The sequence below is a fragment of the Arenibacter sp. 6A1 genome (assembly GCF_012272855.1).
Lineage (GTDB): Bacteria > Bacteroidota > Bacteroidia > Flavobacteriales > Flavobacteriaceae > Arenibacter.
On sequence record NZ_JAAXCQ010000031.1, the window covers coordinates 1 to 26195 of the forward strand.

18 protein-coding genes, 1 tRNA gene and 1 pseudogene are annotated in these 26195 nt (G+C 35.8%); all 20 read left to right on the forward strand.

Features of this window, described 5'->3' with window-relative positions:
- Positions 1-1866: Ig-like domain-containing protein (locus HCG49_RS17905; protein ID WP_205764438.1), on the forward strand; the 1866-nt coding region annotated here is incomplete at its 5' end.
- 124 nt (positions 1867-1990) lie between these two features.
- Positions 1991-2929: a type IX secretion system membrane protein PorP/SprF gene (locus tag HCG49_RS17910; RefSeq protein ID WP_168470855.1), complete on the forward strand. Its 939-nt coding sequence runs from the start codon at positions 1991-1993 to the stop codon at positions 2927-2929.
- 12 nt (positions 2930-2941) lie between these two features.
- Positions 2942-4879: an OmpA family protein gene (locus HCG49_RS17915; RefSeq protein ID WP_168470856.1), complete on the forward strand. Its 1938-nt coding sequence runs from the start codon at positions 2942-2944 to the stop codon at positions 4877-4879.
- A 293-nt stretch (positions 4880-5172) separates the two neighbouring features.
- Positions 5173-5577: a response regulator gene (locus HCG49_RS17920; RefSeq protein WP_168470857.1), complete on the forward strand. Its 405-nt coding sequence runs from the start codon at positions 5173-5175 to the stop codon at positions 5575-5577.
- A gap of 415 nt (positions 5578-5992) precedes the next feature.
- Positions 5993-6652 carry a TetR family transcriptional regulator C-terminal domain-containing protein gene (locus HCG49_RS17925; protein ID WP_168470858.1) on the forward strand — a complete coding sequence of 220 codons (660 nt, stop codon included), beginning with the start codon at positions 5993-5995 and terminating at the stop codon, positions 6650-6652.
- 8 nt (positions 6653-6660) lie between these two features.
- Entirely contained in the window at positions 6661-7971 is a 1311-nt protein-coding gene (locus HCG49_RS17930) for an ABC1 kinase family protein (RefSeq protein ID WP_168470859.1), read from the forward strand.
- 369 nt (positions 7972-8340) lie between these two features.
- Positions 8341-8781, forward strand: coding sequence for a hypothetical protein (locus HCG49_RS17935; protein WP_168470860.1), 441 nt, complete (start codon positions 8341-8343; stop codon positions 8779-8781).
- Between the two features lie 279 nt (positions 8782-9060).
- Positions 9061-9282, forward strand: coding sequence for a hypothetical protein (locus HCG49_RS17940; RefSeq protein WP_072763100.1), 222 nt, complete (start codon positions 9061-9063; stop codon positions 9280-9282).
- Positions 9283-9889: 607 nt separating this feature from the next.
- Positions 9890-10478, forward strand: a pseudogene (locus tag HCG49_RS18880) (DUF5107 domain-containing protein); the annotation flags it as partial.
- A gap of 1245 nt (positions 10479-11723) precedes the next feature.
- Positions 11724-12428, forward strand: a complete 705-nt coding sequence (locus HCG49_RS18885; RefSeq protein WP_410489000.1) for a tetratricopeptide repeat protein — start codon at positions 11724-11726, stop codon at positions 12426-12428.
- A gap of 449 nt (positions 12429-12877) precedes the next feature.
- Positions 12878-12951, forward strand: a tRNA-Pro gene (locus HCG49_RS17955).
- A gap of 217 nt (positions 12952-13168) precedes the next feature.
- A complete protein-coding gene (locus tag HCG49_RS17960; protein WP_168470863.1) occupies positions 13169-14449 on the forward strand; it encodes a site-specific integrase in 1281 nt (426 codons plus the stop codon).
- Positions 14450-14946: 497 nt separating this feature from the next.
- The gene (locus tag HCG49_RS17965) at positions 14947-15960 is read left to right on the forward strand and encodes a helix-turn-helix transcriptional regulator (RefSeq protein WP_168470864.1); all 1014 of its coding nucleotides are present in this window, start codon (positions 14947-14949) and stop codon (positions 15958-15960) included.
- A gap of 29 nt (positions 15961-15989) precedes the next feature.
- Positions 15990-17687 (forward strand): AAA family ATPase, encoded by a 1698-nt coding sequence (locus tag HCG49_RS17970; RefSeq protein WP_168470865.1) that lies wholly within the window; start codon positions 15990-15992, stop codon positions 17685-17687.
- Positions 17687-18676, forward strand: a complete 990-nt coding sequence (locus HCG49_RS17975) for a hypothetical protein (protein ID WP_168470866.1) — start codon at positions 17687-17689, stop codon at positions 18674-18676. Before HCG49_RS17970 ends, HCG49_RS17975 begins: the two co-directional genes overlap by 1 nt.
- A 53-nt stretch (positions 18677-18729) precedes the next feature.
- Complete coding sequence (locus HCG49_RS17980; RefSeq protein WP_168470867.1) at positions 18730-19209, forward strand: hypothetical protein; 480 nt, start codon at positions 18730-18732, stop codon at positions 19207-19209.
- Positions 19210-20997, forward strand: coding sequence for a class I SAM-dependent DNA methyltransferase (locus tag HCG49_RS17985; protein WP_168470868.1), 1788 nt, complete (start codon positions 19210-19212; stop codon positions 20995-20997).
- Entirely contained in the window at positions 20997-22289 is a 1293-nt protein-coding gene (locus HCG49_RS17990; RefSeq protein WP_168470869.1) for a restriction endonuclease subunit S, read from the forward strand. Before HCG49_RS17985 ends, HCG49_RS17990 begins: the two co-directional genes overlap by 1 nt.
- A gap of 14 nt (positions 22290-22303) precedes the next feature.
- A complete protein-coding gene (locus HCG49_RS17995; RefSeq protein WP_168470870.1) occupies positions 22304-22645 on the forward strand; it encodes a hypothetical protein in 342 nt (113 codons plus the stop codon).
- 287 nt (positions 22646-22932) lie between these two features.
- A complete protein-coding gene (locus tag HCG49_RS18000; RefSeq protein WP_168470871.1) occupies positions 22933-25914 on the forward strand; it encodes a type I restriction endonuclease subunit R in 2982 nt (993 codons plus the stop codon).
- Positions 25915-26195 lie beyond the last annotated feature (281 nt).

Here is a 26195-nt window from a genome sequence, read left to right on the forward strand (position 1 = left end):
GGCACCACGGTTGACGTAACAGTAGGCGGGGCAACCTATATCACCACCGCTGATGGCTCTGGAAAATGGAGCATAAATACTGAAACGGCTACCCCTGATAGCGGAGTCTTCAATCCGGATGTCAACGGAGAAAATGAGGTAGAGGTTATCAGTACAGATGCGGCCGGGAACAGTACTTCCGATAATACCACCTTAGAACTTACCATCGATACCACCGCACCGGTTGTACCCACGGTTGAATCTCAAATAACCAATGATACCACTCCTGTTCTCAATGGAACTGCTGAGGCTGGCACCACGATTGACGTAACAGTAGGCGGGGCAACCTATATCACCACCGCTGATGGTTCCGGAAACTGGAGCATAAATACGGAAACGGCTACCCCTGATAGCGGAGTTTTCAATCCAAATGTCAACGGAGAAAATGAGGTAGATGTTACCAGTACAGATGCGGCCGGGAACAGTACTTCCGATACAACCACCTTAGAGCTTACTATCGATACCACCGCACCGGTTGTACCCACGGTTGAATCTCAAATAACCAACGATACTACTCCTGTTCTCAATGGAACAGCTGAGGCTGGCACCACGGTTGACGTAACAGTAGGCGGGGCAACCTATATCACCACCGCTGATGGTTCCGGAAACTGGAGTATCGATACTGAAACGGCTACCCCTGATAGCGGAGTCTTCAATCTGGATGTCAACGGAGAAAATGAGGTAGATGTTACCAGTACAGATGCGGCTGGGAACAGTACTTCCGATAATACCACCTTAGAGCTTACCATCGATACCACCGCACCGGTTGTACCAACGGTAGAATCTCAAATAACCAACGATACTACTCCTGTTCTCAATGGAACAGCTGAGGCTGGCACCACGGTTGACGTAACAGTAGGCGGGGCAACCTATATCACAACCGCTGATGGGTCAGGAAATTGGAACATCGATACGGAAACTGCTACCACTGATGACGGAGTCTTCAATCCGGATGTTAACGGAGCGAACGAGGTAGTAGTTATTAGTACGGATGTAGCAGGGAACAGTACTTCCGACACCACCACCTTAGAGCTTATAATCGATACCACGGCACCATTATCTCCTGTAATAATAAAAGTTATAGAAGATACTGAAATTCCTAATGATGGTATTACTACAGACAAAACCGTATTGATTGTAGGGGAAGCAGAACCAGAAACTACGATTGAAGTATTTATTGATGGCTTGAGTTTAGGGAAAACAACCGCGGATATCAATGGAAATTGGATTTTTGATAATACCAACACAGTATTGAATGATGGATTGTATTCTATTGAAGCTAGGAGTGAAGACGCCGCAGGAAATATAAGCCCTTATTCGGATGAATTTGTCTTGGAGATAGTCACTACTGATCTAGATAGTGATGACGATGGCCTTACTGATGAAGAGGAAGCTATTATAGGAACGGACCCATTTAATCCTGATACTGATGGGGATACTATTAAAGATGGACAAGAAGTTAGTGATGGTACCAATCCGTTAGATGGCTGTGATTCTATAGGAGGAACACCTCCAGCGGGAAGCAATTGTGACATTTCTATTAACCACGATGTCATAGATTCAAATCATAATGACGGAAGGTTTGAGATTGACAATATTGAGCGTTTCCCAAATAACTCTGTGCAAATCTACAACCGTTGGGGTGTGCTTGTATACGAAACAAAAGGATACGATAATAGTGTTAATGTATTTACTGGGACATCTAATGGAAGATCGGTAGTGAATAAGAATAAAGCGTTGCCTGCTGGAGTGTACTTCTACATTATTAAATACTTAAATAAAGATGTAGCTAAAACTAAATCTGGTTACATCTATATTAATAGATAAGCCGTTCTGGGTATAAATTGATAAATAAAATTATGAAATGAGCATGTCCGAAAACTTGTCACCAACACGAATTACGATATGCGAATTACATATGACCTTTAAAAAAAATAATAGATATCTACAAATGAAAAAAGTCATTATAACCTTAACAATTATATTGTTAACATTAAATTTTGTTAATGCACAACAAGACGCTCAATACACCCAATATATGTACAATACATTGGCGGTGAACCCGGCCTATGCAGGGTCTAGGGGTGTTTTTAGCGTAGTTGCTCTTCATCGTTCCCAATGGGTGGGGCTAGATGGGGCACCTAAAACCCAAACGCTAGATATCAATAGCCCGGTTTCTAATAGAGTAGGATTAGGTCTTTCCGTGGTCCATGATGAAATCGGAAACGGCACAAATCAGGATACTTATTTTGATGCTGCTTTTTCATATTCTATTCCCACTTCAACAACGGGGAAATTAGCTTTTGGATTAAAAGCAGGAGGACATTTTTTAAATATAGATTATAATAAATTGAGAAATTACAATCCGAATGTTGCTCCCTCGGAAAATAACCATATAGACAAAAAGTTCTCTCCAAATATTGGGGCCGGGGTTTATTATTACACCAATCGTTTCTATGCCGGTATATCGGTTCCAAACTTTTTGGAGACAGAACACTTTGAGGATTCAGATACCGACAGCGGTTATTTAGCCAAGGAACTTATGAATTATTATTTGATGACAGGGTATGTTTTTGACCTGTATCAAAATTTACAGTTCAAACCAGCGGCTTTATTAAAAGCCGTGCAGGGAGCTCCGCTTCAAGTCGACCTTTCTGCTTCTCTTCTTTTCAATGAAAAATTTACCTTGGGTGCTGCCTATCGATGGGATGCTGCCATAAGTGCTCTATTCGGATTTCAAGTGGACGATAAGTTAATGATAGGTTTGGCCTATGACAAAGAAACTACCGCCCTTGGTGGGACACAGTTCAACGATGGTTCCTTTGAGGTGATTTTAAGATATGAGCTATTTACCAAGTACAAAAAAGTATTGAATCCGAGATTCTTTTAAAAAATTACTACTATGATAGAATTTAACTTAAAAACCAGTTTGTTTTTTTTAATGTTGGCCGGTACATTGGTCTGCGCACAAGATAAAAAGATAGAAAAAGCTGCCGCACATTTTGATGATATGGCCTATGTCGATGCTATTAACTCCTATGAGGATCTAGAACAAAAAGGATATAGTTCGGAGAAGATGTATAAAGACCTGGCCAATGCTAATTATTTAAATTCAAAATATACGGAAGCTGTTCATTGGTATGCAAAATTATTTGCCTTAGAAAAGCGAGATTCAGCCTTGGAGGAAATGTATCGATATGCGGTAACCCTTAAATCTATAGGAGACTATAAGACCTCGGATATATGGATGCAAAAATTTTCTAAAGAGAAAACAAAGGATTTACGGAGTGAACATTTTAGGATTAAACCCGACTATTTAGAAATTATAAAGAATAACTCGGGGCGTTACCAGATTGGCGAAATTTCTATAAATTCTAGCAAATCAGATTTTGCGCCATCCTTCTATTCAGGACAACTAATATTTGCATCGGCCAGGGATACCGGTCTTGTTTCTAGAAGAATAGATCGTTGGAATAAAAAAGCCTTTTTTAGTATTTATATCGCCAAAAAAGAAGCGGACAAGAGTTTTACCAAGTCGGCCTTGTTTGCTAAAAATATTAAAACTAGGGCGCACCAATCTTCGACCGTATTTACCAAGGATGGTAAAACCCTTTATTTTACTATGAATAATTTTAAAGGAAGTAATTTTGCCAGAAATAATGAAGGAGTTAGTCACTTACACCTGTATAGGGCCACCTTGATAAACGGCGAATGGAGCAATGTAACTGCCCTGCCGTTTAATAGCGAAGATTACTCCGTGGCTCATCCAGCACTTAGTGAGGATGAGAAGACCTTATACTTTGCATCTGATATGCCGGGTACCCTAGGGAAATCGGATATTTTTAAGGTCGATATTTACGGAGATGGAACCTATGGAATTCCTACAAATCTAGGACCAACTATTAATACCGAAGCTAGAGAAACCTTTCCTTTTATAAGTCCTTCCAATGTTTTGTATTTTGCATCGGACGGTCACCCAGGCCTTGGCGGGTTAGATATGTTTGCAGTTAAATTATACGACCCACACAATACTGAGGTTATCAATTTGGGAGCCCCCTTAAATTCGGCTCATGACGATTTTTCCCTGATTATAGATGAGGAATCGAAATCTGGATTCTTTGCATCCAATAGAGAAGGAGGAATGGGAAGCGATGATATTTATTCATTAAAAGAATTGCAGCCGCTTCCATTTAAATGCTATTCGGATATAAATGGTAGCATCATAGATCAGCAAAGTGGTAAAATATTGGTGAATGCTAAGATAGCACTAGACTCTAAATATGAAAAACAAATATTGGTAAACGATGGGGGACGTTTTTATCTAAAGTTAGATTGCGGCCTTAAGACGCTAAATGTAAATGCCCGAAATGAAGAATATGAAGATACGATGGTAACGATCGATTTGACAAAGAAGGATGATTTAGACAGAGTGGTTATAGCCTTGGAAAAAAAGAAAGATATTTTGGACGAAGGGACTGATCTTTTCGAAGCTTTAAAGCTTAAGCCTATTCATTTTGAAAACGATAAATACGAGATCAAAAAGGATTCCTATTCCGAACTCGATCAAATATTGGCGTTTCTAAATAAATATCCAGAACTAAAAATTCAAGTCCGCTCCCATACAGATAGTAAAGGAGGTGACGAATATAACCAAATATTGTCGCAAAAGAGAGCCGAATCTACAGTCTTCTATTTTACTTCTAGAGGAATTGATAGTAGTAGAATTAGCGGAGTGGGATTTGGTGAAAGCCAACTACAGAACGACTGTCGAAACGGTTCAAATTGTTCTGAAAAAATACATGCGTTAAATCGACGTTCAGAGTTCATTATTGTAAAATAGGGAGTCGTAGAAGAGAATATTTCTGTGCATATTTTTTAGCAAAGCCATCATAAACTCTTTGTGTTCTCTTAAGTTTAGGCTTAGTGAAGAAGTCTTAAAAAAAGAAAATATACTGCTTTAATGGACAACCTATTTTTTATTCTTAAAAACAAAATTGGCAATTGCCAATTTTGTTTTAGGAAAACCTAGGGTATGATATAAAATAAGTTGAATTGAATTGATAAAAATATTCAAGATCATAGTATTTATGAAACTATTAAAATTAAGTAGCTTACATCTAATCTTTTAGAATAATGAAAGAAATTATCACTAAAAACATTAAGATATTGGTAGTGGAGGACAATCCGATTTCCAGTTTTATTGCCATGTCACAATTAAAGCGTTTTGGATTTGAAAAGGTAGATGTTGTAGAAAATGGATTGTTGGCATTAAAATATTTGGATCAATCATCCCCGGATTTAATCTTTTTAGACCTTAATATGCCAGAATTGGACGGTTTTGAGTTTTTAAAGATCACAAGACGAAATGGAATCTGTCCAAATATAGCTATAGTGATATTAACCTCCTCAATTAGTCAATGCGATAAGAAAAGAGTTATTGAATATTCGAATGTAATAGATTTTTTGGAAAAACCACTTGATAGGGAATTGATAAATCAAGTGATACAAAAACTTTATATAAGATCTTATCAATCATAATTATCACTCATTAGTCGGAATCCCGTTTACTTATTATTACTGAAAGATGGTAGCAAGAGATGCGTTCAAAAAATTAGTGTAAATAATCTAGGATTCGCCGTGTAATCCAAACGCTGAAAGTTACAATATCGTCAACGGACCTATGTGAATTTGACGTAAAGCTTATGATGTTAACTTGTAAATCATATAAATTCAGTTAATTACAAATATTTTTTTTTACTGTCAGACCATCCTCTTGAAGCTTTAAATGTGAAAATAGGGGAGAAGACGACAATTCTTTTCTAGGTTAGAAACGCACTCACACCCCATAAATACGCTTAAGGGGTTCGATATTTATGTGCTTACCTTAATTTTGTTTATTCTTTAACATAAAAACTTAAACAGGTTTGTATCTTTATAGGATAATAAAATAGTGATGGCAAAAAATAAAACGATTACCTCTAAAGACCTTGTTTCTTGGTATATGGATGATGTCTTGGCCCATAGCGAGCAACCAAAATCTGTATATGCTTTTGCAAAGGCGCATAATTTTGAAGAGCAGAAATTTTACGAATTCTTTGGTTCCTTCGAGGCCTTGGAAAAGGACGTATTTAAAACTTTTCATGAAGTTACCCTTCAAGTATTGGAAAAAAGTGAGGATTATAAAGGCTTTGATGCCCGTAACAAGCTGTTGAGTTATTATTTTACTTTTTTTGAAAACCTTACGGCTAATAGAAGTTATGTAAAGGCTTCTTTAGAGCGTCACAAAAACGGATTAAAGGGACTTTCCGTACTTTCTAGATTACGGGAGTGTTTTATACAATATATAGACGCATTGGATATTGAGACTTTAGAGCTTAAACAGGAGCAAATTGAAAAATTTCAGAAGCGGGCGCTTAGTGAATCTGCCTGGATACAGTTTTTGCTCACCCTTAAATTCTGGATGGAAGATACTTCTGCAGGATTTGAAAAAACGGATGTTTTCATTGAAAAATCCGTTAATACAAGTTTTGACGTATTAAATATAGCTCCTTTAAAAAGTCTCGTTGATTTTGGGAAATTTATTTTTAAGGAAAAGAGTCACTTTAACCTATAGGATCCTAGATGAAAACAATAGATAAAATTCCAGTTTCAAAAATACAACGCGCAAGTAAATTAGTATCTACTGGAGCCAAAGTAGGTGTAAATTACCTTAAATATTATGGGGACAAGCTTACCAAATCCGAAGTGGAAGCCAAAGATTTGCTGAATAAAAATAATGCGGAAGATATTTATGACAGCCTAAAACAGCTAAAGGGGAGTGCCTTAAAGGTTGCCCAGATGCTGAGCATGGAAAAAAGTATCATGCCACAGGCCTATGTAGAAAAGTTTTCCCTGTCCCAATTCTCGGTACCGCCTTTGTCTCCACCTTTGGTACTAAAGACGTTTAAAAAATATTTCGGGAAATTGCCCAATGAAATCTATGACTCCTTTAATGCTGTCTCGGTAAACGCGGCTAGTATCGGTCAGGTTCATATGGCCGAAAAAGACGGAAAAAAATTAGCGGTAAAAATTCAATACCCAGGGGTTGCAGAGAGTATCGCTTCAGACCTTGCCATGGTGAAACCAATAGCAATGAGCATGTTTAATATTAAGGGCAAGGACTCGGACAAGTATTTTAAAGAAATAGAGGGGAAATTAATTGAAGAAACCAATTATGTATTAGAAGTAAAGCAGAGCAAGGAAATTGTAGCAGCCTGCCAGCACATCCCAAATCTCTTGTTTCCTCAATATTATGAGGCCTTGTCTTCGGAAAGAATTATCACCATGGATTATATGAACGGAGAACATCTTTCCGAATTCGTGGCCCATAACAACGATCAGGAAGTCTCTAATACGCTGGGACAGGCCTTATGGGATTTTTATATGTTTCAGATCCATCATTTAAAAAAGGTACATGCCGATCCGCATCCGGGGAATTTTTTGGTTTCGGAAGACAGTAAACTTATAGCCTTAGATTTTGGGTGTATGAAGGCAATACCCGATAATTTTTATCGTCCGTATTTTGAATTGGCAAAAAAAGAAAATCTTGCCGATGACGCCTTTTTTGAGAAAAAATTATTTGAATTGGAAATTCTGCGTCAAGATGATAGTCAGCAAGAACTGCAATTCTTTAGGGCTATGTTCCATGAAATGCTAAGTTTATTTACACAGCCTTTCCATGAAGAGACCTTTGATTTTTCCGATAGCAAGTTTTTTGGCCAAATTGCCGCGTTGGGCGAACGCTATGCTAAAAACACACAACTTAAAAAAATGAATGCAAATAGAGGGTCTAAACACTTTATCTACATGAATCGTACGTTTTTTGGATTGTATAATTTAATGTTCGATTTAAAGGCGAAAAATATTAAAATCAATAACTTTCAAACCTCTTAAATGTATAAACCGTAGCTACGTTCAATACGTATATCTATTATATTCCAATATTCTTCGGGTAAAGGTCTTTTAAAGAAATGTGTATTGCCTTTTTGGTTATTGAAGGTACATAAAAATTGTACTCTTGATAATATGACTATAACTAAATTTTAACGGCGATTTCTTTTCTTTTAAAGCTTCCTATTTCTAAAAATATTTTAAGGTAAAAGGGGAAATAGTCTTGTTTCGTAATCTATTTGATCCTTGACTTTTTTGGACTTTAAGAGTAGGATAGTCCTTCTGTAAAACAATACTTTTGTTAATTTTTGTTTAATAAATAATTAAAAAAGTTAAACATTTTGTAGCTTTGTATATAGGTATTTTCCAAAAATGATATTAAATACAACATATCGCGATAAAGGGCACAGACCAATAATCAATGATTTGGTAGGGAAGCCTTTTTCTTTTATCGAAATTATTCGGCGGAAGGGAATAGGGTCAAAGCGATTGGTCATTGAAGAAGTAAGTCCCAACCTTAAGCCTTATATGAATTCGGTTTCCGATATAAACTATGCGAATATAGAATTACGTCCGTATGGCATTCTTATATTTATCAATAAAGGCCTAAGTAATTTTACTTGGATAGTGCCTTATTATCAGCTGGTGATTTATAAAATGAATTGCAGCAGTATCCATGCTCAAGGGAGGTTTGTACATTTTATGGTGAATAAAAATTTTAAAGAGAGCAGGTCTTTTTTTAATAAATTATGGGACGCTAAAATAAATTTCGATATGAAATATAATTTCACCAACAATATGGATGATTTTTAGGAAGTTATGTTTATTTTTAAATTTATTTTTAATAAATTGTCGATAAAATTATTGTAATTCAAAAAAAAATATTATAATGGAAGGTTTATGCTTAGAAATGGGGAAAAAAATATGAATTAAAAGTATGGGTTTAATTTGTACGGCATTAAAATTGCACCTTAAGAAATAAGTGTAATAAAGCGATACTAAAGACTGTTAATATGACAGTTTAAAGAGTAGTTCTCGTTTTGTAAAATTAATAATAATTAAAAATTTTCCGAACAAAAAACTGTTTGAATTATGGATATAGTTACTAGGGCTCTAGAGTTTGAGCAAAGAAACAGAAGATCACTAACCACTAGTGAGCGTATTGAAATTTCCAGAGAGGCAAAGGAGTTAATCTTGGGTCTTAATGAAATTTATAAAAAAGAAAAGGACGCTCAAATCATGGAGATCATGAAACGCTTAACTTCAATAAAGCAAAAGATAGAGAAGCGTTTAAAAGGGCCATCTACCATTTAAGGGAAACAGGCTGTTTAGCAAACTTAGGTAAGGAGCGTTCTAGCCACGGCTATTTTTAATATAAGAGCCGTTGGTACTGTACCGTTGCCTTTTTCCAGTGTTTTGGTAAAATAAAATATCAAAAAAAATGATTTTCTATATTAAAATCCGCTTCCATTTGGAGGCGGATTTTTTTATGTTGCAGATTTTTAACAGTTTAATTTTAGAATCAGGCTCAAAAAGTTGGCTCTTAGTTTAAGGTGTCTCCTACTTTTAAGTTGAGTTATCCATATTCCCTTTTAAATCACGTGCTTCTCTAACACCAAATTGCCTCACTGTTTACATTTTTTTACCTGGCTAATTACTAATTGTAACCCGCGTTAGGGACCGCAGCGGCATCCCCGAAGTGGAGCGAGGGATATAGCGGAGTGCCTGACCGACGAAGGAGGGAACGCCCAAAAAATTCTTATAGATTATAAATCTCCATGCTCTATATATGGGCGTTTCCCTAACGGGTCGCTCTTTCCGCTGTATCTTTTTTAAAGGTCTCTTAGCCCTCTAAAAAAGGATGCCGCTGCAATAGCTAACGCTTTTTTATGAACGATTAGCATTTACTGTAAGGACTTATATGACGTGTTGGCTTGGAACGAAGAACCGAATACCCATCCTAGCTTCTTCAGATTTAAAAGGGTACAATTCAACGTATACTTGCTGTCCTAAAATAGGGGAGTATTATATTATTGGACACACCCCAAATAGTGCTACCCCTGTAGATTATATTGTGAAAAACAATGAAGATGGCAGCGTAAGCTGTGTTACCAGTGCCTTGGATCTTCTTACCCGTACAAGATGGGTCATAGAAACTAAACTGGAAAAGGATAAATATTGGCCATGATGGCAGCTCGCACAATTGGCCAATGGACAAGGAAGGGCACAATCTATCTAAATATTCGGAAAATAACTTTGGCGGATCTAAATCCTTTCATGTTATGGGAACGCACAGTAATTATTTTGGGGGATTTTGGGAAAAGGACGACTTTGGAATGATCCGATATTCTAACCGAGGTGATAAATTGGGCAAAAAAATATTTCTCTGGGCCCAATCCGATGCTGGTAAAATATGGGAAGACCTGTTAACAGATACTAGCGGACAATATGTAGAAATCCAAAGTGGACGTTTGTTTAATCAGAATGTGTTTAGCAGTAGCTTAACACCATTTAAGCAAATAGGATTTAAACCCTATGCCGATGAGGCATGGACAGAATACTGGTTTCCCTTCGGAGAAATAAACGGTTTTACGGACGCCAATACCATGGGGGCATTTAATATTCAGCTTAATGGGCAACAACTAGAGGTTAAAATGAGTCCTGCACAACAACTCCAGGACTCCCTAAAGGTCTATAATAGGGCAGGGAAAAAGATAGCATCTACCAATATTTCTTTAACTCCTTTAAAACCTATAAAGGTAAGTTTGACACTCCCCGAAGGAGAACAGCCATCTATATTGGAAGTAGGTAAAGCGAGAATCGTTCTAGAAAATAAAGAACTCCAAAATCTTAGTAGACCACAGGAAATCTCCCAGGATTTGGATCCTGAAAGTGCATACGGACTTTTTCTTCAAGGAAGAGACCTTTACCGATTTAGAAATTATGAGCAAGCTGAGAAAAAAATAGAAGCTTCCCTATTAAAAAATGCGGCCTTTCTTCCTGCCTTGGTAGAAATGGCGAAACTTAAGTTGCAACGCATGGAATACGATTCCGCTTTTTACTATTCCAAAAAAGCATTGAGTTTGGACACCTATGATGGTGATGCAAATTATTATTACGGTATTTCAGCCCTTAAAACCGACAGACACTATGATGCTTTGGATGGATTTGAAGTGGCTAGTCTGTCGCCCAGTCATAGAAATGCCGCCTACACCTCCCTAAGTCGGATTTATTTAAAAGAGATGGATCTTTTGAAAGCCGAAGAATATGTGCATAAGGCATTACAGGGCAATCCCAATAATTTAGAGGCCTTGAAAATATTGCATGTGTTGGCAAGACTCAATAAAAATGAGGCCCAATTAAAGGAAACGGCCACTAGAATACGTCAGCTGAACCCCATTGATCATTTTATCCGATTTGAAAAATTTTATCAAGATCCTACTAAGGTAAATGAGAAAGATTTCGTTAACCTTATAAGAAATGAAATGCCCATAGAATCCTTTCTAGAATTGGCAATATGGTATGCAAATCTAAACAGGACCGCGGAAAGCATTGCCGTTTTAAAACTGGCACCCAATAATGCGGAAAGCCTTTATTGGCTTGCGTGGTTGCATAAAGAAACGGGAGCTTACACCAAGTACTTGGAAGAGGCAGAAGAAGCCTCCATGTATTTTGTTTTTCCCTTTCGGGAAGAATCCGTTGAGGTTTTCAATTGGGCGGCATCGGTAAACAAATCGTGGAAACCCAATTACCTAATGGCCCTTATTCAAGATTTCAGGGGCAATCGTACCAAAGCCGTTTTCCTATTAAATAAGTATGAACAAGTAGATTTTGCACCTTTTTACATCTTTAAGGCGAGAATAAATGAAGGAGCTTCGAGAGAAGCAACGCTGGCCCTGATAAAAAAAGCGATAGAGCTACAGCCTAAACAATGGCGTTACAAAAGAATATATGCTCAAATTTTATCACAAAATGACGATACCCAAAAGGCGATAAAGGTTTTAGATAATACCTACAAAAGCGACAAGGAAAATTATGTGGTAGGATTGGATCTAATCAATACGTTGATGCTGGGAAACCAATATGAAAAGGCCGAAAAAATACTGGCTAACCTATATGTTCTTCCCTTTGAGGGGGCTTCCGACTCGCGGAAGTTTTATAGACAGACCAAATTGATGTTGGCTTACAAGGCCATGGAGCAAGGCAAATATTCTGTTGCGATTAAAAAAATAGAAGAGGCGGAAGAATGGCCAGCGCATTTGGGGGTTGGGAAACCGTATTCTAATTTAATCGATACCCACTTGGAAAATTCCTTAAGAGTACTGATCTATACTTACATGGGCTCTAAGGAGATGGCATCGAAATATGCTGATTTAGTAAAAGATGACCTTATAAAAAAGGAGGAGGTATTGGATGAAATTAAATCCATAACATTAAAAAAAGACCAACGGATGTTTTAGCGTAAGAGTGCCAACAACTAGTGGGAAATGGCATGCATCAACTTAAAACTAGCTGTAGCCTAATGGCCAATTTTTAAACTGTCACTTTAGGTTGTGAAAAACTATTCGATATAGTCCTTGAAGATATTCTAGCAAACTGCCAATATCGGATAATAAATTTCGGCACTACATCCAGCAAATCAACTACTAATTAAATGGAAGGAGACTTTGTAGAAATCCCTTAATCTTTCCGTTGTATGCTATTCTAAGGCATTGCCTGATCTTTTAGCCTTAGGAAACATCAAAAAAATGATTTTCTATATTAAAATCCGCTTTCTTTTGGAGGCGGATTTTTTTATGTTGCTGATTCTTAGTAGTTGATTTTTAAGCTTTAAAAAAGCGGTTATTTTTTTGGGAAATACTTGGGATATTTTGTGGAAACTTTCCTATGTTTGCAATCACAGAATTTTCGGGATGTAGCGCAGCCCGGTAGCGCACACGGCTGGGGGCCGTGGGGTCGCAGGTTCAAATCCTGTCATCCCGACGAACCACTTTTTAGATGGTACCAAAGCACTGTTAACTGACTGGTTGACAGTGCTTTACGTTTTTTATGAAATCACCTGATATCATCTAATATCGTATAAAAGGTGTAGAGATCGGTTAATACTTTGGTATACGTTTTGTTCATAATTTAGATGGCAGTAAAGGCTATCTAAAACGTCTTTGCAAACAAGTTTTGTTTAACCTAAAAGACGTGTAACATGCGGAATAACAGCACTTTATCGGTAATTATTTTTACAAGGGATATCAACTACAACCCTAAAAGACTCACCATTTATGCCCGGATTACAGTTGACGGCAGACGTGCAGAAATCAGTTTAAAACGGTACACATCGGAGAGTATGTGGGATTTTTCCAAGGGAAGAGTCATCGGAACCACCGCAAAAACCAGAATGTTAAACAGCTATTTGGACGAGGTTTATTCCCAAATTTTAGACGCTCACAAGGAACTTTTAGGGGAAGACAAGGTAATTACGGCACAAGCGATAAAAGCTCGTTATTTGGGTCTGGATGATCAGCACAAGACCTTAAAAGAATTGGTGACCTACCACAATACCAATATGGATTCTGTATTAAAATACGGGACCATGAAAAACTACTATTCCACGGAACGCTACCTCCACAAATTTATACGGGACAAGTTCAAAACCACCGACGTCTATTTGAGACAGTTGAACTATCGTTTTATTGCCGATTTTGAACAATACCTTAGAAATTACCAACCAGAAACTCCCAGGCGGATATGTGCCAACAACGGCGCCATGAAACATTTGTCGCGCTTAATGAAAATGATCAACCTGGCGGTGAGATTAGAATGGTTGGAAAAAGACCCTTTTAAAAATTTCAAGCTCAATTTTCAAAAACACAACCGAAGTTATCTCTCCGAAAGGGAACTCGCCCTTATAGAAAATACAACCTTCAAAGGCGCAGGATATGAAAAAGTACGGAACATATTTCTATTTTCATGTTATACCGGCCTATCCTATATAGATGTCAAAGAACTAATGACCAATCAAATGGTTTTAGGCAATGACGAAAATTATTGGTTATTCACTAAAAGGGCAAAGACCAATGAAATAGTTAAGATTCCACTACTACCCAAAGCGAGGGCTATCATTGAAAAATATTCGGATGAAATGGCGCATCATCCAGGCGGTAAATTACTCCCGGTGCTTAGTAACCAAAAAACGAACAGCTATTTAAAGGTTATTACCAAAGCATGCAATATTCATAAGAACATTACCTTTCATGCTGCCCGCCATACATTTGCCACTACCGTAACGCTTTCTAATGGAGTGCCAATAGAAACTGTTTCAAAATTATTGGGGCATACCAAACTGACCACAACCCAAATTTACGCAAGGGTATTGGAAAAGAAAATAGGGGAGGACATGCAGAATCTTATGGATGTTTTTGCAGCTAAGGAGAAACTAAACGGAAATTCTACCTTGCCATTAAGAGAGCAAAGGGCTAGTGTTTAATAGAATCATTTACTCTTACTCCTTGTCCATTTACATACGTCCAATTCCGACATAGTCACATCCTTTCAAATACGCAGCGACAATATCGCCTGTTATTAATGCTCTGAGTGGGACGCTGTATTTTTTATGTTGACCGGCTGATAAAACCCATGTTTTCTACAATCGTCCCAATTTTTAATGCCTCTATAAAAGGCCACATCGTATTTCTTACAGGATTTTATAACTTTTTAAAATTATTAACTTTCAATACGAGCTAAGTTAGCAACTCCTTATCTCCTATTGTTTATAATTTTATTTAATTATTGATGTTGTTTCTGTTTTTTAAGTAAAAAACAGAAAAGTAAATTTCTGAACATCAGTATATTAATATTCTTACACTATTTTTTTAAAAGGATAAAGGCAAACAAAACCAATTTGAGTTTTTTAATCACTTAAATATTCCTATTTTTAAAATTCCTCCAACAGTAATTAATAAAATCTTTAATCGCTCATTATCAATGCCTACCAACAGACATGCTCAAATTCGTTATACGGTTTTAGATAAATGTTTCAGTAATTTTAATAAAGAGTACAATTATCAAGATCTACTTAATGAAGTAAATCGGGTACTTTATGAGTTGGGAACCGAGGGTATTCAACTAAGGCAGCTTCAATATGATATAGCGCACATGAAATCTGACGCTGGCTATGGCATTGAACTGGATGAAGAGTTGAAAATTGGAAAGAAAAGAATATTCAGATACCTGGACAAAGGTTTTTCTTTGGCCAATAACCCTTTAAACGTTGAAGATGCCGAACAGTTAGAAACTACCCTAGCTATCTTAACTCGTTATAAAAGCCGGGAAGAGTTTAATTGGCTTGAGGAATTAATACCCAGAATGGAACTGGCTTTTGATTTAGCCTCTACTGGAGATAATAGTGCAATTAGTTATCAAGAAAATCCTGATTTAAAAGGCCGGGAACTGGTAGGGGTGTTATTTAATGTGATTATTAAAAAGTCTGCGATTGAGGTTGAATATAAACCTTATAACAAGGATATAGAGGTGGTAAATGTCCATCCCTATCATTTGAAGCAACACAATAATAGGTGGTTTTTATTTTGCTATAACGAAAACTACCAGGCGCTTTCCAATTACCCTCTGGACAGGATTGAAAGCGTTAAGGAAATAAATATTGATTATAAGGAGACTTCCATTAATTGGCTAGATTATTTTGATGATATCATAGGGGTTACCAAGCCATTAGATACTAACGCAGAAATGGTGCATCTTAAATTTTCAGACAACCGTATTAATTATGTGTTGACCAAACCTCTGCACGGTACTCAAAAGCTGGATAGGTCAGATCCCTCCGGCTTAACGGTAAAAATAGAAGTAATACCGAACCCAGAACTTTATCAACTAATTCTCTCTTTTGGAGAAGATGTAAAAGTTATTTCACCCGATGAAGTAGTCTCTGTGGTAAAGGAAAAAATCAATTCAATGTATAATAATTACAACCATGCAGGTTAGCTGCATGCTCATAAAATTATATTTGTTTAATGGAAAATATAAAAATATCCAATTTTAGGAAAATTAAAGATACTTGGGATTTAGATTTATCACCTGTAACTTTCTTTACAGGAACAAATAATTCTGGTAAATCCACAGTATTTAAAGCGTTGTTGGTTTTAGAGGATTATATAAATTCTAAGAATCATTTCGAATTAAATTTGAATAGAAATAATTTATTTAAACATAAAATTGAGAGTTATTCTAATGCAATCAATAGATTCAATTTTCAAGAATCTAGGAAGGACGTCATATTCAAATTTAAAAACAAAGGGTATGATATATCAATCAAGTTTGAGCCTGATGTTAATAGCATAAAAGCAAATTTACAGGAATTAAAAATTTTAAGGGAAGATACTGCAACTTTAGAAATTAACAGAATGGGCTCTAATACTTATAAGCTCCAAGTCGATGCCCATTTCTTTAATCAATCATTTATAATTGAAGAAAAAAACAGAATTGAAATCAATAAGTTTCACAAAATTGAAAGGGCTTTGGCAAGTATCATTGAAAGTAATGAATCTAAGTTGAAAAAGCTTGAAAGTGAGACCTTATATTTAGTCAAAAAACTAGAACGCATTATATTCCAAAAAAATCAAAATTCTACTAGTAAGATCGATAAAACTCTAGATTCAGATAAATATTCTATTAATAATGTAATCCAGTTAAATAGAAAGAAAATACTCGATTTAAAAAAAAGCACATATGATGCTGAAATTAAACAAAAAAAGGCTTTAGATCTATTTAAAAAAAAGTTTCATTCTAGAAAAGATAATTTGACTTACAATCCTACTTTTTCTCTTGAAGATTTTGATATTGAGAATAGAGGGATAGATAAAATTATAAGAAGTGTTTTACCTAAGTATTTAGTTGAAACAACATTTAATGCTACCAAAGGAAATAATTTTAAAAATTCAGATAAAAGCCTAGAATTAAATAAAGCTAACAAGTTGGGCGATGAAATCTTGTCTGCAATTACCTTTAAGATCAAGCATTTAAGCCCCCATAGGAGTAGCCAAAATAAGTTGTTTGTTCATGACGACAAAGGTGTTGATATTAATAATTTGGTAAAAAATCATACGGAAAAGCAATCATATCCTAGGGAGGAAGTTTTAATTTTTATGAAGAATTGGATGTCAAAAGAAAATTTTGATATTGGAGAAGATTATAGAATTGAAACTTACGAATCTTTAGTATCGAAAATTGAAATATTAGAAGATGGAACATGGATAAATATTTCAGATAAAGGCTTTGGAGCTGGGCAAGTTTTTTCTATACTTTTGGCTATAGCACTAAGCATTTTAGATATTATAGAAAATAACTCTACAAAAGTTAGATATAATACTATTATTATAATAGAAGAGCCAGAAGCCAATTTGCATCCCGCTCTACAATCTAAACTTGCCGACTTATTTTATGAAGTCTACGAGGAGTTTGGTATACGGTTTATATTGGAAACACATTCTGAATATTTAATACGGCAATCGCAGTATTTAAATATGAAGTCACGAACAACTGGAACCTCTAATAATATGTTCGGCCTTTATTATTTTCAAAACGATGGAGATCCTTATCCTATGTATTACTTGGAAAATGGAAAGTTCGATAGACCATTTGGTTCTGGTTTTTTCAATGTAGCAGATGACCTAGCAGTTGATATGTACAAAGCCAGTTTAAAAAAGAATTAATGGGAGCACACAAACTTTTCTGTACTGAAAATATCTTAGAAGAGATCCTAGTGATGAGTGAAGATTATTTAACTGTATTTAATATTATTCACCAGTTTTGTGATGTTGTCCTAAACAATGATGAAGAAGAAATTATTGAAATCATAAAAAATAATCCCTTATTGAACTCTCTTTTTAAAAGAGAGAATGCGGGTTTAATAGCTGATAAAAGTAAATATGAAAATTTAGCCAACAAGGATTTTAATGTCTTTCTAAATGATCTTTTAATTTTAGATTTAAAGGAAAGAGAGACCAAGGATATCAGAGATAAGTATGGAATATTAGCGTTTAATCTAAAAGAAACTTTTATCCGAGACCAAAATTTTCATTATGGATACAGTATTGATAAAACAAATAATACATTAAATTGTTGGAGTGAGTTATTTAAGGATAAGCCTTTAGTTCCTTTAAACTCAGCCATTATTATTGATAATTTTTTATGGACCGATGTTCAGAAATATACGGAAGAAAACAATGATAATATTTATCCAATTTTAAATAGTATAATTCCACAAACGTTAGAAGTACCATTTCATTTAATGATAGTTGTTCAAAATAAAGCTGGTAACCTTACAAAGAGTAAAGCTCATTCCATTATCAATAAAATGAAGAAATATATTAAAAGTAAAAGCGGAATTGAAATTTCCATTATTACACAAACTGATACTAAAACATTTCACGAAAGAGCAATACTAACAAATTATCATTATATACAAAGCCATAAAGGTTTTGTTGCGTTTGCTAATAATAAAGTTAAAAATGAAACTAATGGAGACAGAAATTGGGTGTTTAAAGATATTGATAACTACGTAGGTGAAATCCAAAAACATAAACATATAAGTAATGCTTTTAAAGTTCATTCGCTAATCCAGAAAAACAAATTGATAGATACAGATGTGATTTTTAATGAAGGTTTTGTTGATAATACAATTTTATCCAATTTCTCCTAAATATGCACAATCACTGCACACATAATATCTAGCTTTGTATCAAATAAAAATTTATGACCAATCAGCAATTGACCATCGGGGATTTTAGAAGCCAGGTAAACGTTTTAATTAGTACGCTAATAGAGTTTTGTGACACTTTTAATATTGATCTTTTTTCCGATAAATATTTGTTTCATCCTGATAATAAAAAATTGGAAAATAGGAGATTGGTTACGGTTGACTTTTTTGGAACATTTATGCCTTTTGAGAGTCAGCTAATGGAATATCAGAAGGATAAGTACTCATTAAAATCTGCTGAAATCATAGCCCATAAAACAGGAATCGATATGCAGGAAGTTAAAAAGTACCTTGAAAATGAAAAACAAAACTTTAACGGCAGCGACTTTCAGAATTTCACAGATGACGGTAAAATGAACGATGACTCCCAGGTCAAGGCCATTTCTAGTTATAGGATCGCCAAAGAAATTCAATCTAAACAACTAAAGGATACTATTTTCCGCAACTCAAATCAGAATAAACTAATTAATTTATAAATGAGCACCATAACAAATAAAGTAGAAGTAGGATTCATATGGCAAATTACGGACGACGTGCTCCGGGATGCCTTTAAGAAAAATGAGATTGGCGATGTATTACTTCCTTTTGTAGTCATCCGTAGGTTAGATTGCATGCTCGATAACGTAAACGAGAAGGTACGTAAATCTTATAATGATTTTAAGGATAAAGTAAGCGAAGACAAGCTAGATCCTATCCTAAAAAAAGCCTCTGGAGGACTAACTTATTACAATACTTCTAAGCATACGCTTCAGTCATTAAAGGACGAACCACAATATATTGAGATCAACTTCAACAATTACCTTAATGGGTTTAATCCGGAGGTTCGTGATATATTAGAAAGCTTTCAGTTCGATAAAATTATCGCCCGACTGGTAAAAAACCGTCTGTTGTACGAAATGATCGATGGCATCTGCAAGATTGACTTGCATCAAGATACTATTGATAACCACTCTATGGGGTATGTGTTTGAAGAGTTGATACGTATCTCTAACGAGCAATCCAATGAAACCGCAGGAGAGCATTTTACTCCTAGAGATGTTATTGCGCTTATGAACGCCATCATCTTTACCCCTGAAAAGGAAGAGCTTTCCAAACCGGGAATTATCCGCACCATTTTTGACCCGGCCTGTGGTACAGGTGGTATGGTGAATTTAGGTAAAAACTTTGTATTGGATGAGTTGTGTAAGTACAGCGACAACAAACCCACCATTCTAACCTATGGTCAGGAATTAAACGAACAATCTTGTGCGATTGCCAAGTCCGAGGCCCTAATCTCTGGAGAAAACCCGCGGGATGTAAAACACGGTAATTCCTTTACCGACGACCAATTTCAAGGCAAACAATTTCATTATATGATGGCGAATCCGCCCTATGGGGTGACTTGGAAAAAAGATAAAAACTTTATAGAAAATGAAGCTTTAAATCCAGCAGGCCGTTTTTATGCAGGTACCCCTCGTACTAGCGACGGACAATTATTGTTCTTACAGCACATGATATCTAAAATGGACAAGACCAACGGTTCCCGGATAGGGGTGGTCACCAACGGGTCGCCATTATTTACAGGCGATGCCGGAAGTGGCGAAAGCGATATACGTAAATGGATTATAGAAAACGATTGGTTGGAGTGCATTGTAGCCTTGCCCAAGGATCTTTTTTACAACACTGGCATTAACACTTATATCTGGTTTTTAACCAATAAAAAGGCTGAGAACCGCAAAGGAAAAGTACAGCTGATCAACGGAAATGCTACCAAGGTTACTGGTGTTAACGGAAAAGGCAAAGAGCAAACCGACCATATTTTTGCACGCTCCAACAAAAAGAGTTTGGGCAACAAACGCAACGAGCTTACCCAAGCACATATAAATTCTTTGCTAGAGCTATACACCAATTTCGAAGACAACGAACATTGCAAAATATTTAATAACGACGACTTTGGGTTTTACCAACTAACCATAGAGCAACCCGAATACGATGCCAAAGGTAAAATGAAAATGGTAAAAGGCAACCCAAAATCTGACTCGAAAAAACGCGATAAAGAAAATGTACCTCTTACAGAAGATATAGAAACCTATTTCTCTAAGGAGGTACTGCCACACGTACCAGAAGCATGGATAGATTACGACAAAACACGTATTGGTTACGAAATTAACTTTACCAAATACTTTTACGAGTATAAAGGCTTGCAACCAGCTGCTGAAATTAAAGCAGAAATTGTAACCCTTGAAAATGAGATTACTAACCTTTTAAATGATTTGTTAGCCTAATGAAGACATACGAAACATATAAGGAAAGTGGTGTTGAATGGATTGGTAAGATTCCTAAAGATTGGAAGCCAGTCAGATTACGATACTTATGTGATATTACAACTGGAGACAAAGATACTGTGAATCAAACTGATGATGGGATTTATCCATTTTATGTTCGTTCCAAAGATGTTAAAAGAATAGGAACTTATTCATTTGATGGTGAGGCAATTTTAACTGCTGGTGATGGAGATATATGTAAAATATGGCATTATGTTAATGAGAAGTTTGATTTTCATCAACGAGTATATATGCTTTATAATTTTAAAAACGTCGATGGTAAATTTCTATATTATTTCATAAGTGAAAATTTCATTCACGATGTACTTAAATTGTCTGCGAAATCCACTGTTGATTCATTAAGGTTACCAATGTTTTTAAATTTCCCATTATCAATTCCTGAAGATATAAAAGAACAAACCCAAATAGCCAACTACCTAGACCACAAAACCCAAATTATTGATGCCTTAATAGAAAAAAAGGAGCAATTAATACAAAAATTACAAGCGCAACGCCAAGCCATAATTAACGAAGCAGTTACCAAAGGTTTAAACCCAAATACCAAAATGAAAGATTCTGGTATAGAGTGGTTGGGGGACATTCCTGAGCATTGGGAGGTTGTAAAGTTTAGACATAAATTTAAAACAACAAAAGGTTTAACAATAACAAAAGCAAATTTATTAGAGAAAGGCATTCCTTGTGTAAATTATGGTGAGATTCATTCTAAGTTTGGTTTTGAAGTAAATCCATCAATTCACGATTTGAAATGTGTTTCTGAGGATTACTTAGAAACCAATAAGGGTTCATTGTTAAGAAAAGGGGATTTTATTTTTGCGGACACATCTGAAGACATTGAAGGCTCAGGTAATTTCACTTACTTAAATTCTGATATTCCAACATTTGCAGGTTATCATACAATTATTGCTAGATTAAATGAATCTGCTCACAAAAGATTTTTCGCTTATTTTTTAGATTCAGCTGTGTACAGAGTCCAAGTCCAAAATGCTGTAAAAGGTGTTAAAGTTTATAGTATAACAAACAAAATTTTAAAAGACACAGTTTTATTTTTTCCACCTATAAGTGAGCAAATATTGATCTCAGAATTTTTAGATAGAAAAACAGATACTATTTCAAATTCAGTTGAGAAATTAAAATCGTCCATCAAAAAACTAAAATCCTACCGTCAATCCATCATTAGTGAAGCGGTAACCGGTAAAATAGATGTAAGGGATTGGCAAGTACCTAAGGCATAAAAATTATATAAAACATGGAATTATACAGTTTTGAAACAGTATTGACATTTGGTCAACATAAGGGCGAAACAATTTCGCACATACTTAAAAACAACCCCACGTATATAGAGTGGTGCTATGGTAACCATGATGACTTTTATATTACAGATGCCGTTTGGAACGCCTTAGATGTTCACAAAAATTTAGAACATGCCCTAAAAAATGGAGGTATAGATCCTATTGAAGTGAAAAAGGCTATGGGCAAAAACAAGAAATTACATGAAGAAAAAAGAAACACCTATAAAACCCATATGATGGAAAGCTATGAACTCTCCGTTGAGAATGATTTAAAAGGCAGTGCAAAAGATGTAGAATAGCTTTTAATTAGCAACAGATATTAAACATTAGAATAGCAACGAGGCAAAAATAGAAATGCAAGAGGCGCATTGAGGGATTCTTGCATGTGCTGTGATCCAGAAGAAACATAAATAAAGGGGCCACCATTGGGCCAAAAACGGGTTTAAAAGGGTCAAATGTATTTTAAAACACTGATAATGAATTAATTGTAATATTTTCAATGGGGTCATATCTGGTCCAATACGTCAAAATAATTGGGCCACCATTAGGCCAAAACAAAAAATTAAGAGTAAAAAAATACATAAAAATGGCATCAGGCACAAAAGAAATCCATTTCGAAGCACATATAAAAAACTACTTGACTAACCAAGTTAAAGAATACCATAGTGTATCACCAAGCATGTATGATAAAGACTTGTGTGTAATACCTTCTGAAACAATAGCTTTCGTAAAAGATACTCAGCCTAAAAAGTATGAAGAGTTAGCCAAGCAATACGGTGCTTTGGTAGATGCTAAAATTGTAGAGAACGTTGCCAAAAATATAACCAAAAACAAAACCTTGGAGGTATTGCGTAATGGTGTTAAAGACCGTGGTCAAAAATTGGATTTGGCCTATTTTAAACCGGCACATAACAAAACGCCCGAGCATGAAGAGGCCTATGCAAAAAACCGCCTAGCGCTTGTGCGCCAGCTTAAATACTCTAAAAGGAACAATAACGAGATAGATATTGTTCTGTTTATAAACGGTATTCCTGTGGTTACTGCAGAGCTTAAAAATGCCTTAACAGGTCAAAATCACCATAATGCGATAACGCAGTATATGCAAGACCGTGACCCCAAAGGAGAACCTTTTCTAGATTTTAAACGATGTTTGGTACACTTTGCTGTGGGTACGGAGAAAGTATTTATGGCAACCGAATTAAAAGGCAAGTCTACCTACTTTCTGCCGTTTAACACAGGATTGGTAAACCATTCGGATACTGGATTTGCCGTAGAATACCTTTGGCAGGATGTATTGCGAAAAGACTCCTTAATGGATTTAGTGCAAAATTTTATCAGCGTTCAAACCGATAAAGAAAAAGTATACAACCCTAAAACCAAAAAGTTAGAGGATAAAAAATCTACCAAATTGCTGTTCCCCCGGTTTCATCAGTTAAGGGCAGTGAATCGTATCCTTGTGGCATTAAAAAAGGATGGTACGGGTAAAAACTATTTGGTTCAACACTCTGCGGGATCGGGCAAATCCAATACCATTACCTGGCTTGCTTATAGATTAGCTAATTTTTACCAAAGCTATACGGATACCAAAGCCTTATATGATTCGGTCATTGTGGTAACAGATCGGCGGGTGTTGAACAAGCAAATACAAGATAACATTCGTCAATTGGATGATACACCTGGAGTAGTTGCCTACATAGATGAAAAATCCACCTCACAAGATTTAAAGAATGCCATAGAAGATAAGAAGCGTATCATCATTACAACCATTCAGAAGTTTCCGGTTATTGCAAAAGAAGTTACCAATTACCCTGATTATAAGTATGCAGTTTTAATAGATGAAGCACATAGTTCCCAATCCGGCGAATCTTCGCGCCAAATGCGCAAAGCCTTAAGTTTAGAAGAATCAGAACAAGAGGAAGCAAACATAAAAACGGCAGACGACATTATAGCGGAAGAAATCGCCAAGAAAGGACAACAACCTAATATTTCCCAGTTTGCCTTTACGGCAACACCAAAACCTAAAACCTTGGAGTTGTTCGGCACAAAAATAAATGGAAAAATAGAGCCTTTTGATGAGTACACCATGGAAGAAGCCATTAAGGAAGGCTTTATTAAGGATGTGCTACAGAACTATATGTCTTTTAAGCGTTATTACAAATTGGTAAAACGCACTGAAATTGAAGATAAGGAATACGACAAAAAGAAAACCGTCCGGGTACTGGGCAATTATGTGGACTTACAAGACCATGCTATAGATAAAAAGGCACGTATAATGTTGGAACATTTTATGAGTCAAACCCAAAACGAAATACAGGGGCAAGCGAGAGCTATGCTGGTTACTAAATCTCGTTTACACGCCGTACGATTTAAACTTAAGTTCGACGAGATAATGAAAGAAATGCATTTACCTTATGGTGCATTGGTGGCTTTCTCTGGAACAGTAAAGGATCCCGATTCAAACGAGGAATACACAGAGAGCAACATGAATAATCTGGGGGGTAGAATAAGCATACCGGAAGCTTTAAAACTACCAGAAAACAGAATATTGATTGTAGCAAATAAGTTTCAAACCGGTTTTGATGAACCTTTGCTACATACCATGTTTGTAGATAAAAAGCTGGGGGGAGCAAGCACCGTACAAACCTTATCCCGCTTGAACAGGAACCGGAGGGGAAAGGACTCCACTATGGTTTTAGATTTTGTAAACGACCCAGAATTGGTACGTGCAGATTTTCAGCATTTCTACGGCAAAAACTATATGGAAGAGGAAAACGAAACAGACCCAAATAGTTTGTATGCAATTTTGGACGAGGTAGAAGGTTATAATGTCTTTTACAATTCTGAGGTGGAAGCTTTTGCTCAAATATTTTTCAAGCCAAATGATAAAATGGAGGGGCTACAGACTATTTTAAATGATATTGCTAAACGTTTTGATAACGAACTGGAAGATGAGGACAAAAATGCTTTTAAAGCGGCAGCAAAATCATATACAAAAATCTACCGTTTCTTAAGTCAGATAATTCAATTTACAGATGTAGATCTGGAGAAAAAATATGTTTTTCTTTCCGCCTTGTTGAAAAAACTGCCCTTTGTGAAAAGTGATCTGCCCTTAGATGTAGTAAATGATATTGAGTTGGATAGCTATAAAATACAGCACAAATTTACGGCAAACCTGGACTTGGTTTCAGAAAACGGGGAAGACTATGGCATGACGCCTGGTGGTGCAGGTAAAAAACCTGAAGAAGAAGTAGATTTTTTAACGAAGATCATTAAGGTATTGAATGACACCTTTGGTTTGGAATTAACCGACGAGGACAAGGTAGACTTTAATCGTGTAAAGAAAAACCTTTATGATAATGAAGATCTTATGGCCTACTTCAACAAAGGAAATTCCAAGAATAATATTAAAGATAAATTCGATGAAGAAGTAGATAGTGAGTTTCTCAACTTTATCAACACCAAACTAGATTTTTACAATAAAATGACTGATGATAAGGCAAATATGCTTTTTAAAACATTATTGTTTAATGAGATTTATGATAGGGAAGTTAGAGGGGTACGAAAATAATACGGATATATGGGCTAATTTCGGGCTTACAGACTTAAAGGAATAGGGTCGTCTTTAACTTTTAAGAGACACTATCCCGTAAACTGTGTAAGTTTAAGGGATAGTGTCCGGACCCGTCTACTCAATTATGGGCTTTTTTTATTCTTTTGGGACTATCTCATAAAGTGTGTAAATAAAAAAATAACGGGGGCCGGCCCCCGTTATTTTTTTGTTTAATTTTAATTTTTTGCACTTTATGAAAAAAGAAGATCTATTTGATGATGATTTCCTTAAACAGTTCA

Coding starts and splice junctions, on each gene's coding strand:
- HCG49_RS17985 (WP_168470868.1), top strand. CDS start 19,210: ATGAGCACCATAACAAATAAAGTAGAAGTAGGATTCATATGGCAAATT.
- HCG49_RS17925 (WP_168470858.1), top strand. CDS start 5,993: ATGGCAAAAAATAAAACGATTACCTCTAAAGACCTTGTTTCTTGGTAT.
- HCG49_RS17960 (WP_168470863.1), top strand. CDS start 13,169: ATGCGGAATAACAGCACTTTATCGGTAATTATTTTTACAAGGGATATC.
- HCG49_RS17970 (WP_168470865.1), top strand. CDS start 15,990: ATGGAAAATATAAAAATATCCAATTTTAGGAAAATTAAAGATACTTGG.
- HCG49_RS18885 (WP_410489000.1), top strand. CDS start 11,724: ATGGCCCTTATTCAAGATTTCAGGGGCAATCGTACCAAAGCCGTTTTC.
- HCG49_RS17965 (WP_168470864.1), top strand. CDS start 14,947: ATGCCTACCAACAGACATGCTCAAATTCGTTATACGGTTTTAGATAAA.
- HCG49_RS17910 (WP_168470855.1), top strand. CDS start 1,991: ATGAAAAAAGTCATTATAACCTTAACAATTATATTGTTAACATTAAAT.
- HCG49_RS17990 (WP_168470869.1), top strand. CDS start 20,997: ATGAAGACATACGAAACATATAAGGAAAGTGGTGTTGAATGGATTGGT.
- HCG49_RS17915 (WP_168470856.1), top strand. CDS start 2,942: ATGATAGAATTTAACTTAAAAACCAGTTTGTTTTTTTTAATGTTGGCC.
- HCG49_RS17935 (WP_168470860.1), top strand. CDS start 8,341: ATGATATTAAATACAACATATCGCGATAAAGGGCACAGACCAATAATC.
- HCG49_RS17975 (WP_168470866.1), top strand. CDS start 17,687: ATGGGAGCACACAAACTTTTCTGTACTGAAAATATCTTAGAAGAGATC.
- HCG49_RS17920 (WP_168470857.1), top strand. CDS start 5,173: ATGAAAGAAATTATCACTAAAAACATTAAGATATTGGTAGTGGAGGAC.
- HCG49_RS18000 (WP_168470871.1), top strand. CDS start 22,933: ATGGCATCAGGCACAAAAGAAATCCATTTCGAAGCACATATAAAAAAC.
- HCG49_RS17995 (WP_168470870.1), top strand. CDS start 22,304: ATGGAATTATACAGTTTTGAAACAGTATTGACATTTGGTCAACATAAG.
- HCG49_RS17940 (WP_072763100.1), top strand. CDS start 9,061: ATGGATATAGTTACTAGGGCTCTAGAGTTTGAGCAAAGAAACAGAAGA.
- HCG49_RS17930 (WP_168470859.1), top strand. CDS start 6,661: ATGAAAACAATAGATAAAATTCCAGTTTCAAAAATACAACGCGCAAGT.
- HCG49_RS17980 (WP_168470867.1), top strand. CDS start 18,730: ATGACCAATCAGCAATTGACCATCGGGGATTTTAGAAGCCAGGTAAAC.